At 36.9% G+C, this 12,542-nt stretch carries 17 protein-coding genes; 14 read left to right on the top strand and 3 right to left on the bottom strand.

What is annotated here, in order from left to right:
* Window positions 1–91 precede the first annotated feature (91 nt).
* A complete protein-coding gene (locus AC4NPH_RS25515; RefSeq protein WP_491939154.1) occupies window positions 92–568 on the bottom strand; it encodes a hypothetical protein in 477 nt (158 codons plus the stop codon).
* A 65-nt stretch (window positions 569–633) separates the two neighbouring features.
* Window positions 634–1,308 (bottom strand): hypothetical protein, encoded by a 675-nt coding sequence (locus AC4NPH_RS25520; protein WP_491939155.1) that lies wholly within the window; start codon window positions 1,306–1,308, stop codon window positions 634–636.
* Between the two features lie 611 nt (window positions 1,309–1,919).
* Here AC4NPH_RS25520 and AC4NPH_RS25525 point away from each other — a divergent pair.
* The 7 genes from AC4NPH_RS25525 (at window position 1,920) to AC4NPH_RS25555 (ending at window position 8,531) form a co-directional block, all read left to right on the top strand.
* Window positions 1,920–2,522, top strand: coding sequence for a cell wall hydrolase (locus AC4NPH_RS25525; RefSeq protein WP_491939156.1), 603 nt, complete (start codon window positions 1,920–1,922; stop codon window positions 2,520–2,522).
* A gap of 291 nt (window positions 2,523–2,813) precedes the next feature.
* A complete protein-coding gene (locus AC4NPH_RS25530; RefSeq protein ID WP_491939157.1) occupies window positions 2,814–3,650 on the top strand; it encodes a hypothetical protein in 837 nt (278 codons plus the stop codon).
* 322 nt (window positions 3,651–3,972) lie between these two features.
* Window positions 3,973–5,934 carry an ATP-dependent helicase gene (locus AC4NPH_RS25535; RefSeq protein WP_491939158.1) on the top strand — a complete coding sequence of 654 codons (1,962 nt, stop codon included), beginning with the start codon at window positions 3,973–3,975 and terminating at the stop codon, window positions 5,932–5,934.
* Between the two features lie 115 nt (window positions 5,935–6,049).
* Window positions 6,050–6,682, top strand: a complete 633-nt coding sequence (locus AC4NPH_RS25540) for a hypothetical protein (RefSeq protein WP_491939159.1) — start codon at window positions 6,050–6,052, stop codon at window positions 6,680–6,682.
* A 22-nt stretch (window positions 6,683–6,704) separates the two neighbouring features.
* Window positions 6,705–7,961, top strand: coding sequence for a hypothetical protein (locus AC4NPH_RS25545; protein ID WP_491939160.1), 1,257 nt, complete (start codon window positions 6,705–6,707; stop codon window positions 7,959–7,961).
* A gap of 26 nt (window positions 7,962–7,987) precedes the next feature.
* The gene (locus AC4NPH_RS25550; RefSeq protein ID WP_491939162.1) at window positions 7,988–8,296 is read left to right on the top strand and encodes a hypothetical protein; all 309 of its coding nucleotides are present in this window, start codon (window positions 7,988–7,990) and stop codon (window positions 8,294–8,296) included.
* The gene (locus AC4NPH_RS25555) at window positions 8,283–8,531 is read left to right on the top strand and encodes a hypothetical protein (protein WP_491939164.1); all 249 of its coding nucleotides are present in this window, start codon (window positions 8,283–8,285) and stop codon (window positions 8,529–8,531) included. The genes AC4NPH_RS25550 and AC4NPH_RS25555 overlap by 14 nt, the downstream gene beginning before the upstream one ends.
* A 25-nt stretch (window positions 8,532–8,556) precedes the next feature.
* Here the strand turns inward: AC4NPH_RS25555 and AC4NPH_RS25560 are convergent, their stop codons facing one another.
* Entirely contained in the window at window positions 8,557–9,192 is a 636-nt protein-coding gene (locus tag AC4NPH_RS25560) for a MerR family transcriptional regulator (RefSeq protein ID WP_491939165.1), read from the bottom strand.
* A gap of 466 nt (window positions 9,193–9,658) precedes the next feature.
* Between AC4NPH_RS25560 and AC4NPH_RS25565 the strand changes: the two genes are divergently transcribed.
* From AC4NPH_RS25565 to AC4NPH_RS25595, 7 genes are all read left to right on the top strand, one after another.
* Window positions 9,659–10,627 carry a ParM/StbA family protein gene (locus AC4NPH_RS25565; protein ID WP_491939166.1) on the top strand — a complete coding sequence of 323 codons (969 nt, stop codon included), beginning with the start codon at window positions 9,659–9,661 and terminating at the stop codon, window positions 10,625–10,627.
* Window positions 10,620–10,886 carry a hypothetical protein gene (locus AC4NPH_RS25570; RefSeq protein WP_491939167.1) on the top strand — a complete coding sequence of 89 codons (267 nt, stop codon included), beginning with the start codon at window positions 10,620–10,622 and terminating at the stop codon, window positions 10,884–10,886. The genes AC4NPH_RS25565 and AC4NPH_RS25570 overlap by 8 nt, the downstream gene beginning before the upstream one ends.
* Before the next feature lie 8 nt (window positions 10,887–10,894).
* The gene (locus AC4NPH_RS25575; RefSeq protein WP_491939168.1) at window positions 10,895–11,122 is read left to right on the top strand and encodes a hypothetical protein; all 228 of its coding nucleotides are present in this window, start codon (window positions 10,895–10,897) and stop codon (window positions 11,120–11,122) included.
* On the top strand, window positions 11,119–11,319 hold the full coding sequence (locus tag AC4NPH_RS25580; protein ID WP_491939170.1) for a DUF2688 domain-containing protein: 201 nt from the start codon (window positions 11,119–11,121) through the stop codon (window positions 11,317–11,319). Before AC4NPH_RS25575 ends, AC4NPH_RS25580 begins: the two co-directional genes overlap by 4 nt.
* Window positions 11,320–11,323: 4 nt before the next feature.
* Entirely contained in the window at window positions 11,324–11,482 is a 159-nt protein-coding gene (locus AC4NPH_RS25585) for a hypothetical protein (RefSeq protein ID WP_491939171.1), read from the top strand.
* Between the two features lie 64 nt (window positions 11,483–11,546).
* Entirely contained in the window at window positions 11,547–11,807 is a 261-nt protein-coding gene (locus AC4NPH_RS25590) for a hypothetical protein (RefSeq protein WP_491939172.1), read from the top strand.
* Between the two features lie 2 nt (window positions 11,808–11,809).
* On the top strand, window positions 11,810–11,995 hold the full coding sequence (locus AC4NPH_RS25595; protein WP_491939173.1) for a hypothetical protein: 186 nt from the start codon (window positions 11,810–11,812) through the stop codon (window positions 11,993–11,995).
* Window positions 11,996–12,542 lie beyond the last annotated feature (547 nt).

Here is a 12,542-nt window from a genome sequence, read left to right on the forward strand (position 1 = left end):
CCTGTGTGTGTTATGAGATTATTATATCAGAAGAGATACCGTATATCAATACTTTTGTTTAATATAAGAAAGGACACAGGACAGCCCTTTCTTACTCATCTTCCTGTTCTTGACGTTTAGCCTCTTCTTCAAGTAATGCTCTAGCTTCTTCAAGCTTCTTTTCTCTTTCAATCCTAACCTCTTCCTTTTGATCGATGATTGATTGAACTAGAACAGCATATTCTTCTTCATTTAATCTATAGCTTTTTTCTTCTTTTAGATTGTTAAATTGCTCATCCATATATGCCTTTGTTACGTTTAGAGCCTTGTGGAATTTAGTTTCTGCTTCACGAGATTGAAACACTTTTTCATAAACTTCTCCAGTAGGCATATCAAGATAGTTCTTTAATTCTTGCCCCATTTGTAGACTTGGTTTATTATTAGTGCTAATGCAGTTTACATAGAATGTATAACTGATTCCGCAGATTTTACATAACTCCTTTTTAGTAACACGTTCAGCAATGCGCTTAACTTCAGCTTCTCTTACAATCTCTCTTAACTCTTCCTTTGTATACATATTCGTAGCCATAACTTTCCTCCATCGCCTTTGTTAGTGATTTTAGTATATCACTGTATTAGTAATAAATCAATAGTCTAATTTTCTTCTGCAAATTTCTTAACAATGTCACGATGCTCCCATCGTCCGTACACATTCTTAGTCTTGTCCACAGCCTTTCTCATTGATTCATAATAGACAAGTTCACTATCCATTAACAACTTAATATACTTGGTAATGGTTTTGCGATTGATCCCTGTCTCCTGTTCAATGTCTTCTATATTAGGGAGGGTGTATTTATCGCTACTGTCATTATTGAACATTCGTGCGATAATGTTGTGATAGATGGAGAATACCTTCATTTTATTCTTTTCTTCCATAGAAATGAGTTTATAGAAATCTTCGTAGAATATCTTTGTAAAGTAATCTCCTTGATATGGAACATCTATAATCTTAAAGAAGTATGTATTCGCATACTTAACCTCCTGCTCCTCCTTCGTACACATGAAATCAGCATACATCTTTATCATGCGATTCTTGATAAGCTTTTCTATGGATTCCTTAATACCTGACTTGTTTTTAGAGTTCACTACAAACCCTAGTATTCTAAGTATAGAATCAACGCTTGCAATAGAAATGCCATCGAATCTTTGATTGGCAAATCCTTTAATTAGTAAATATACAAAATGGTCACGAGAGTCATACTCTTCTTCTTTCATAAAATCATCGTACACTCTTATAAACTGCCTCCTATCTTGCTTCTCCTCTTCCACTCTTTATACACCTCCCTGTTAATACTTTTGTTTAGTAATGTTCCCGAAACGCCTTTGGGCGTGGGGCGTTACATCTCTATATTTAGTCCTTGCCCTATCTATGTTCTAGTCTGTAACCCATTTTGAGACGATTATTGTCTCGTTTTTTCGGGAAAAGTCTATTCCAAATCCAATTTGAGACGATTATTGTCTCGAATTTCTGTAGCCTCCTCATATTATAATGAATATTTTTACCTGTCAATACTTTTGTTTAGAAATCTGAGACTATATACGTCTCGAATTTCCACAAGAGCATGTTCCCTTCCCCGAAAGCGCCAGCGCTGGGGGGGCATCATATCTCTATATTTAGTCCCTCCCCCTTTCTATACTCTAGTCTGTCACCCAATTTGAGACTATATACGTCTCGAAATTTTATTAATACGCCCTCTGAAATCCAATTCGAGACGATATACGTCTCGTTTTTCTGCAGAGCATCTTTCCGTAGGATATCCACACAAAACAAAAGTATTGACAATAATTACTACTATTATCCCCTACTACTATATGATACTCTTAATATTGTAGTTGCGACAGACAACTGAAAATAAATGCAGAGAGAAGGAACTCGAAGTATGAAGCTAAAGTTTTATGTAGCGATTATGGCATTGATGTTCTCGCTATTAATTGCAAATGATGCATTCGCCTACACGGTGAAATCAGGTGATACACTATGGAAGGTTAGTCAATCACAAGGAGTTAGCTTAGATGCTCTTAGGAAGGCTAATAACAAATGGGATAATAGTTTACAAGTTGGACAGAATTTAATCATCCCTACAAGCACTACTACAGCCTCTACAGGCGTGTCTGTGAGTGATAAAGACCTACTTGCTAGATTAGTATCGGCAGAGGCGAAAGGCGAGCCATACGCAGGACAGGTGGCTGTAGCGACCGTGGTATTGAACCGAGTTGCCAGCGCTGGCTTTCCGAATACTATCAGTGGAGTAATTAATGAAACTTATGAAAATGGTAAGTATTATGCATTCTCCCCTGTACAGAACGGTACTATTAAACAACCAGCCACAGCTAGTGCTAAGAAAGCTGTAGATGAAGCCATTGATTTCCGTGGACAGGGATCGGGAAGTCTATTCTTTTATAACCCGAAAACAGCAACATCTGAATGGATCAAAACGAGAACAGTGACCGTTGTAATTGGTAATCATACCTTTGCAAAATAGTAAAAGCCGATAGGACGAATCCTGTCGGCTTTTATTTGTACTTGTCAACATTTATGTATATATGATAGAATGGAGTCACTAAAACATTCGGAAAATGAGCAACGCTCCATTCCCTAGGAGTTTGGCGACCACTTAGGAATAGAGCGCTTGGATTAAAACCCACATATAATGTGAGGATTTTCTTATTTTGTCTTGCTATTTGATTTTATTTTAGCACAGTCATTTTAAAAAATCAACACTTATATGTGTATTTAATCCTGCCTTTTCTCGACATTGGGAGGATTTTTTATTATGGCATTAATTAAACGCATTCAATTAGAAGAGAGTTATGTAAGAGTACCAAATGAAACAGCACAACACTGTGAAGATGAACTTTCATTACAGGCAGTTGGACTACTTGTTAATATCATGTCCTACTCTGAGAGTTGGGAACTACATAAAACTGAACTATATAAAAGGTATGCAAAAAACAAAGAAACATCAGTTAGAAATGCTTGGGAAGAATTGGTAAAAGCTGGATATATCATTGAGTTCAAGTATCGTGTCGGGAAAGTATGGGAGTACGAATATTACGTTCGGCTACTTCCGTTTACTCCGAAAGAAAAGGCTGAAATCCTTGATACAGCACGTTCGGAGCATTCGGAGATTTGGGGACTTGATTTTCCAGACCTCAAAATGAAGACCTCAAAATCAAGAGGTAATCAAGAAGAACTAACGAAAGAAGAACCAACGAAAGAAGTACTACATAAAGATAATAAACAAGATATAGATGATGATAAGCGAACTGAGAGTTCGGCTGTACATAACGAAGAAGAGTTGAATGAAATTATTAATTGTTTACGAGAGGCTTCTAAGGACGAACTAACAGACCGAAGCTTTAAGTCTGTACTTCGGAAAGTAATGGACAAGTATAACCAAGGTAAGATTGGCGAAGGTAAGTTCCGAGACTATTTAGTTACATCTCTAACGAACAAGATTGATGACCTAGAAAAACGTAGAATCAAAGAAGAGGCTAAGTCTGCGCTCAAAGAGGAAAAAACAAGACGTACTAAGGCGCAAATAGAGAAACAGTTATCCACACACGAATTTAAACAAACGATACCGTTCTATAACTGGCTGGAGGATTGAGAGAAGGTATGGATGCAAACATACCCCTCTCGTCTCTCACGAGCCTAGCTGTGAAACTTAATTTACGTCATTGAATGAATACATTAAAAAACTAAAGAGTCGCTCATACTGGAATCTGAGCCTTTTGGGAAGGTGATAGGTTAATGAACGGAAGCTTGTCAGCGAAACGTCCACTCCCCTTCCCTAACTAATATGCACATGCGTAAGGAAATAATACACATTTTTTAAAAACTTTCTATTTTCTCGGATAAATCTAGTTGACATGTCAATACTTTTGCTTTAGTATTGAATTCAACGAGGGAAAATAGGAGGCAATTTGATTATGAAATTAACTCAAGAACAATTAGATGCAGTGAAAACAGTTGAAGGGAATGTGTCTTGCATTGCCAGTGCTGGCTCAGGTAAGACAAGTGCTTTTACTACACGCATCGCATACATGGTACAAGAAAAGAACATTAATCCTTATAATATTCTAGCGATCACTTTCACTAAGAAAGCTTCTGAGGAAATGAAGAAGCGTTTAGCGAAGATGATTGGTAAAGACAATACAAACAAGATTGCAATGGGAACTACCCACTCTATCTTTTATCGACTGTTAAAGGCATTAGACCCTAGCTTTGCTAAGCTAAAGATTATGCCTGATTGGTGGAAGTTTGGCTTATACAACGATATGTGTAAAGAGCACGACAGCAAGAAGAATCCAAATGGTTTAAACCTAGGATGTAAAGCTGGTGAGTTAGCTTCTTTCATCTCTTATCAAAAGTCTAACTTTGTTAAGCCGACAGACGATGTGATTATCAACGAAGATACTGATTACGTAGATATGGTTTCACGAAGCGCACTACAAGAAGCTTATGTGAAGTATGAGGAACAAAAGGCTCTTTCTAAACAAATCGACTTTGATGACATGTTACTTATGATGTATGAAAAGTTAAAGACTGATGAAGCCTTCAGAACACGATTGCAAGAACAGTATCGATATGTAATGATTGATGAGTTCCAAGATACTTCACTTGTAGTTTTGGGAATTATCAAGATGATTAACATGGAGAATGTATTTGTTGTTGGTGACTTCAGACAGTCTATCTACAAGTTCATCAACGCACGAGTTGAGAATATCCTTAACTTTAAAGATGAGTTCCCTAATACTAAATTGATTGAGTTAAACAAGAACTTCCGAAGCACACAGAACATTGTAAAGCTTTCGAATGAGGTTATTGCAAACTCCCCTATCGAAAAGTACAAGCAGTACAAACCATCTGAAAGTGTTGCTGAAGAAGGAGATAAAGTCCAGTTCACTTTATACAACGATGAATATGGTCAAATTAACAGAATTGCTAATAAGGTGTTAGAACTTCAAGAACAAGGCTCTCCCCTTTCTGAGATTGCAATCCTAGTTAGAACAAATGCAATGACAGCACCAATTGAAGATACCTTCTCTGAGTTGGATATTCCTTACGATGTATCTAAAGCAATGTCATTCTTTGACCGCAAGGAAATCCTAGACATCTTAAGTTATGCTCGACTTTCAGTTGATGAAAATGACGATGCTAGTTTCCGCAGAATCTATAACACACCTAACAGATATTTAAGTAAAGCTTTTGTACAAGAGTTAGAGACATTCGCTTCTGATCGTGACATTCCTTTAGTAAGAGCAATCAGAATTACACCTCATATGAATGAGTGGAAATACAAGCGAAACATTGACCCTCTTATTGCAATCATCGCAGACCTTAAATATCAAGTGGAGTCAGGTGTAAACGCTGGTCGCTTCCTTCGCAACGTGGTTAAGAACACTCGCTACTTACACTATATTAATGAAACAACTACAAGTGCATCACAAATTACTGAGAAGCTTGAGTCTGTTGAGAAACTGTGTGAGATGGCTAGTAAGTTCCCTACTATCAAAGCATTCCTTGCACACGTTGGAACTATCAAAGACAAGCAAGCTAAGTCCAAAGGTAAAGATGCTGTACAGGTTGTAACGATGCATTCAAGTAAAGGACTAGAATGGGACAATGTATTTGTTATCAATTGTAATGAAGACCTTATGCCTCATACAATGAATAACGACATTGAAGAGGAACGCAGATTATTCTACGTTGCATGCTCTCGTCCACGTAAGAAGCTATTTGTTTCTTGGTACTTCTACGATTCTGATTTCGAAATCCAAAAAGAAGGATTGTTCATCCAAGAACTATTAGGCAAGAAAGTTACTGATGATATGAAGAAGGAATTGTTTAGAGGCGCTACTGAAGCGAATCACTTCTATCCTACAAATTAACTGACTAAGCAAAAGTATTGATATAAAAATGAGGCTATGATACACTGGTTCTATATAATAGAAGAAACTAGTTTTCGTAGCCTTAAACAAAAGTATTAACAAGGAGAATCATCGAATGGGATATACAGTTGAAATTAAGGACGATAACGGAAACGTAGTATCTACCTCCCCTATCTTTCCAAAGGATGGTCATATGCACTGCATTATCTTGGACACGAACTTAAATAAACGACAGGACTTTCATATCGATAACCTGACGCAAATCCAAGACTTTGAGAACTTCTTTAGAGGAGCAAGAGACCTTGCGAAATACAGAGGTCTACTTGGAGGTAAAAAGCGATTCACAGATATCGATGCAGTTGCTGAAACTGGAGGATATCTAATTAACTTAGAATTCAAGAATGGACTTGAGGATATAAACAAAGCATTTGCACAGCTTGTCAAGGCGATCCGTGAGGCTCAGCATAACAAGACATTTACCCTCTTTGTTATTTCAAAGCCTGATGAAGATGATGTCGAGTATATCATCCCTATCACCCCTTTCAATCTTGGCAAGATTAGAGACTGTTCAAATTCTGAACTTATCAACGCCCTTATTCAAAAGGCTGACTTCGCAAGACTTGAATGGTACATCAAACAAATTGAGGCTTGGACGATGCTTGAAGATAATTTGAGAGTTGATGACGCTATGGAATTGGCAGGAAAGATTAAACAGACTGTAAGTGACTTTAATACAAAACTAAAATAAAGGAGTTTAAATTTAAAACATTATGTACACATATACAAATCGTAAAGGTGAATTAATAGAGGTTAGTGAACAGCATCTTAGAAAAGCTGTAGACCTCAAGGTTTTGTTGCAAAAAGACAGTAATAGCTATCGTTGCTCTTGGGCTAAACACCGCAAGATGATGATTAAGGAAGGCTTTGATGATAGTGATGTTAATGAGAGTTACCGCCAGCTAATCATTAGATACCAGCGTTCTATTGGTGAACTACCCTCTTCTGATACATTTGCAGATAAAGTTGTTACAAGTAAGCTTGATTCATATAAGGAACTTGTTGGAGAGTCTATCTTCCATAAGCGTGAGGCTCAGAAGTATCTACGACAAATCAACAAAGGTAAACGTGAGATTGTTGATGGTACATTATTTATAGAAGAAATGCGTCAGGCTGTACACAATGTACTGAGCAACGTTAAGTGGGATGAAGTTCTAAACCACACATTTGAACCTATCTTTAAGCATAGTAAATCACGCATGATTGTATGTCTCACAGATTGGCATATCGGAAGTATGGTTGACGTTGAAGATAATAAGTATAACTATGAAATCGCCAAACGTAGAATTGACCAAACAATTCAAGAAGCTATTAGAATGGCACGAGAACGCAGAGTGTATCGAGTAGATGTTGTTTACATGGGAGATATTCTTGAGCATGCCTACATGCGTGAAGCACAGGCGTATGATGCTGAATTCCCTGTGACGACTCAGATGACTTTAGGTGGGCGTTTAATAATCCAAGCATTGTATCAGTTATCTAGAAACTTCTTCACCACATATCGTGGGCTGGCAGGAAACCATGATCGCATGAATAAGGATAAGAATGCAAACATCTCAGGAGATACTGGAATGGTTGTTGTAAATGAGATTGTTAAGGTATTTATTGAAACTGCAAACATCGAGAACCTTATGTATGTCGATACGCACCCCTACCATGCTAAGCTTGTGAATGTAAATGGTAGAAACTTTAAGTTTGTTCATGGAGACTTAGAGAAGAAAGATGATAAGAAGAAGATTGCTGACCATGGCTCTAGAGATAAGATTCATTATGATGCAATTGTATATGGTCACTTCCATCACTGGATGGTGTTAGAAGTTGGACTAGATAGATTTGAAATTCGAGTTGGAAGTACTAAGGGTTCTGATGATTACTCAGAAAAATTAGGTGTTGGCTCTGCCCCTTCTCAGGCTGTTATCTTCGTAGATAGCGATGGATTAATTGAGCCTGTTAGAATTCGATTAAAATAAAACAAAAGTATTGACAGGAGTAAATTATGAGAGCAAAAGATATGGATCGTGAATTGTTAGAAGAACGTTATGAGGAAATGCAATGGGCTTTATTTCATATTTCTGAAGCCTTAGACCCTGACGCATGGTTTGAGAAAAAGATGAGAAAGAAACGAGCAATTATGATTGAGGCTATTAATGAGGTATTGGAAGATACTGAATGTCTTAGAGACGTAATTAATGAATATGAAGAGCCTGACATTGCTCTCTCTATGAGTGATTTTGAATTTAAAGGTAGCTGGATGGAAGCTTTAGGACTAACAAATGATGAGGATGAGCAAAGTGAGAAAAAGTGAATTTGTAATGGTGGGTACATTATTTAATCAGAAGAAAGTATTGGTCACGCCTGACTATACTAATAAGGTGTGTAAGTATCGCTACCTAACTGAAGTTGAAGTTAACGATGATCGATTAATCTTAACGAGGAAGTATGAGTGGTTTACGAAGCCAATGGAGACTTCCCTTGAGGATGGAATCCATTATATCTACATTACTGTAGAAGGAACTCCAATTGTAGTAAATAGATTTTGAGTGGGGATTACTCCCCCACTCTTTTTTAATGTCCAAATATTTTAGCGAAGAATCCTTTAGGCTGACTCTCCTCTTTTTGTTTTTGTGCTTTCATCTCTCTCATTGTTTGTTGCATGAATTCTCTATTCTGCTTTTCTCTTTCCTCTAGCTTTTTGTCTAGGGCTTCAAGCTTCCTATCGATTTCTGCACTCGCAACAGCCAACTCTTCTTTTGCACTGGCGAATTCTTTTACTATTTCATCACGAACATTCTTAGTTGTTTCTTCCATTATAACTTGTACAAATTGTCTAATTCTATCGCTCTCTAGTAACTGCTTGATATCCTTCTGATTAAGCAAGTCTAGATGTGTGTTAGTTGGCTCAGGTCTTGGAGCATCCTCAAGCTTCCTTATTTGAAACTCTCCATCCTCCATAGCCTTCCTGTATATCGTGTAAGCTAAGTCCTTGGTAGTTGTCTTTCTACCATGTTCTTTCTTCATGTCTCTAATGTACTTGAAAATCTCTAGGTCATTGTCGTAGTATAATCTCTCGCCTTTGTCATTTCTAACTACATAGTGTACTTCGTTCTCTTCTAATTGTTCTGTCCACAACCTTAATGTCGGTGCTGGAACATCTAAGTGTTCTGATGCCAATCCCATTGTCAAAAATTCTACTTCAGGCATTGGTATACCTCCCCTATCAAACCATAATATACCTCTATTAAACCATGTTTTCACCTATATGTACATACTTAGCTACATTAAATGGTATAGACATATAGGCTTTATATCATGTGCCTTACATGAAGTTATGGCTCATTAACCTATTAATACGACATACCCTACATTAACACCTTCATTAATATAGCTATATTTAACCCTACCCTACATGAATATAGGCTTAATATAGGCTAATAAGACGGATACCCTACATTAATAAAGGTGAATATGCCGTATATGTAGAATATATCCTACATGAACATATTTATAAAAAGTTCTTAAAAACTAGTAAAATGCTACCCAGTAGCACTTGACACTACTCAGTATTACTGGTAATATAGGTAACATAAGGAAGAGTTACTAAACAGTAGCATAGAGTACTACTTGGTAGGATTGGGTAGCATAGAGAGATTAATAGGAGGAGATTATTATGACACAAACAAAATCAAAGAGAACAGCTAAAGCGAAAGGAAGCTTGGCGAAAGAGTACATTATGGGAATTGATGTTGGTTACTCACATACGAAGGGTGTATTTGGTTCAGGAAAAGAAGATAAAGATACTTTCCGAAGTACTGTAAGAGATGGAGCAATTGATATCAACGTGAGTTCAACTGTAATTGAATATCTTGGAGATAAGCTTACAATTGGCGAACGAGGTATGATGACTGTAAATGAAGATAAAATAGAAGACCCTGTATTCGAACCATTACTATTAACATCAATCTTAAGAATGGCTTGTAAGAATGATCCTGACGTTGAGGATATTACTGTTAATCTAGTAACAGGATTACCAATCGCTTGGTATCCAGCACAAAAGGACAAGCTAAGAGAATTCTTATTGAACAAGAAGATTACAGTAGGGTACAAGGGTAAAGAGAGAAACATCCATATCAAGGATTGTATTGTATTTCCACAATCTGCAGGACTAGCACTTACAAATCCAAAAGAGTTTGAAGCAGGGAAGACTAATCTAGTAATTGATATTGGTGGATTAACAGTAGATGTTTCTCAATATGAAGGTGGAAGAATTGTTAAGTTCGAAAGCTACCAACTTGGAATGCTTAAGTTCTACGCTCGTGTACGTGGAGCAATCAATGCTCAGTTTAATGTAGAAGTAGATGACCAAGATGTTGAACGATTCATTGAAGAAGGGTTTGTAACGATCGCTCAGAAACAACAGGAGTTCAATTTCAAGAAACACTTCCAATCACATATGGATGCGATCATGCTGAAGATTACAACAGACTTCCCATATCGCATTATGCACAAAGTAACATACATGGGCGGAGGTTCTTTAAGATTCAAAGACTATCTTCCTGAGAACAATGGAATCAAGTGTAATGAAGTACTATCTAACGCAGAAGCATTTTATAACGTGGGAGTGCAGAAATTTGGCTAAGACATCGATTAAGAAATCAGTATCGTTTAGAGAAGATGTTTTCGATTATGCTTTTGAACAAGCTGACATGTATTTTGGTGGAAACCTAAGCGCATATATAACATACCTTATATGCGCTGATAAACATGGAATAGCTAGAGTGGCTCAGACAGAAGAGATTGCTGTTGCTAAGGAAGAGATTAAGGAGAACTTAGTAGATAGTAAATTTGAAAAGAATGAGCAAGCAGAAAACTTCATTGACCAGTTTATGAATCTCTAGGAGGAAGCATGAGAGAAGAGATTAAGGTTTTCTACGAGTTAGAGTTGATAGGTAGTATGGGTGAATTCACAGAAGAGTTCACTCATACCTTTGACAGAGAAATATACATAGAAGATATAGATGCAACAGATGTCATGATGGTTAATTTCAAGATGCAAGAACTGAAAGAGAAGTATGGTAAGGATTTATTTCTATTAGGGTTCAGTATAGGTAGGGAAGGGGATTTATTATCATGAGCAATATAAAGAAGGTTAATTGTCCAAGATGTAACAAAGAGGTATTCACAATGGTTAAGACTATGAGTGGTGCTGAGACAGCTAAGAAGAAGTACGAAGGTATTTGTTCTGATTGCATAACTCCTGAAGAACGAGAAGAGATGATGGCGATCCAAGCGAACGCAATGTATAATAACTGTACTGCTGGAAGATGGTGATAACATGAAGAGAGAAGAATGGGATACAATTAGAATGATGATTAGCGATGAGATGGATGAAATGCTTAAGGAGACAAATGAAAAGGTTGATAGAACAGACATGGATAATCTATACTTCAATATTCGTGAGAGAGTAGAGAAGAATATAAAGCTAGAAGACTAAGCTAAGGGTTTATGCCCTTGGCTTTTTGTCTATTCTAGTAATAGTGTTGAGAGGAGAGATTCATATGATGAATGATATGGAAGTAATGTCTGCCAGTATTCTACTTGCTCAGTTAAAACAGGATTGGTTTACTAAAGGGGATACTGAGAGAGATATTGGACAGATGGCTTTAAAGGGTTTTTGTAATATGTTGCTAGAGAATGGAATGACTTTTGGGCAATTACAGGCTATACTAGAAGAGAATGGATATGAATTTACATACAACGAGATTGAAGTAGACGAGTTAACAATGAAAAGGATCAAAAAGAAAAAGGGGATGGGATAATTATGACAACTAAAACTCCACAGCAATTAATTGAAGAGGCAACTGTTTACTTACAAAGCATCGATGTTAGAGATATTGATAATATGACAGTGAAAGAATTTAGAGAATTCAAGGCTCTAACGAAGGAATTAGATGCTAGAGTTGAGACATTAGGTAGAATTTTAAAGAAGAATCAGGGCGAAAAATGAGTAAATAAGAGGGTGAATTAGACTCTCTTAATGTAAAAATGGGCTATTTTCCTCGATAAGAAGGGTGAAATAGCCTGTTTTAATGCCGAAAAGGGCTATTTTCGTGAATAAGACGTTTCAAATTTGCTCAAAAAAGGCAAAAAAACGTGAAAAATAGGTGAAAATAGGCTAAAAAAGGGCAAAAAAGCCTTAAATTTGCTCAAAAAAGCCGAAAAAAGCCCAAAAACGTGAAAAATGGCTGTTTTAAGGCTTAAAAGGGTATAAATTAGCTATGTAATGGTGATATTGGATTTAATAGGGCTTTGCTGGTACAATGGGTGATTCATTGAGGCATGGACATTTTTGTTACCCAAAGCCTTATTACACATGGCGATCGTCTATCCTAGACCCCCAATTTGTGTGTCAAATAGACCCCCATATAGGAGGGAATAGGATAGGATTTTGCTGTGAGGTTTCGATAAGCCTGTCGATAAGGAAAAATAGGAGATTCGTCAGATAAAGATGGATCGAATGGCAAGGAATCGGAAATCTCGTGGTGTGGTTGTGA

The sequence above is a fragment of the Priestia sp. MDV22-iso46 genome, from assembly GCF_058629175.1.